General features: G+C 76.4%; 1 pseudogene. It reads right to left on the reverse strand.

The window, feature by feature from the left end:
- Nucleotides 1–398 (reverse strand): annotated as a pseudogene (locus ACFW2E_RS46430) (lipid-transfer protein); the annotation flags it as partial.

Consider the following 398-nt stretch of genomic DNA (forward strand, 5'->3'; position numbering starts at 1 on the left):
CAGGGGCCGGACGTGGCGTGGGCGAGCGCCCGGTCGGACTCGCCGTGGTGGACGCGGGCGGCCGCCTCGCCGATACGGATCAGGCCGGCGGCCATGACCGGATGGGCGGCGAGGGCCCCGCCGGACGGATTGACGAGCACGGTGTCGTCGAGCCGGAGCGCCTTGCGCAGGACGACCTCCTGGGAGGTGAAGGGCGCGTGCAGCTCCGCGGTGTCCACGGGCCGTTCGAAGGCACCGGCCTTCTCGGCGGCGAGGCGGGTGGAGGGCGAGTCGGTCAGATCGCGCACGCCGAGCGCGTGCGCCTCGATGCGGTGGTCGATGCCCCGGATCCAGGCGGGGCGGGAGCACAGTTCCCGGGCACGCTCACCGGCGGCGAGGAGCACGGCGGCGGCGCGCGC

The sequence above is a fragment of the Streptomyces sp. NPDC058964 genome (genome assembly GCF_042741275.1).
GTDB lineage: Bacteria > Actinomycetota > Actinomycetes > Streptomycetales > Streptomycetaceae > Streptomyces.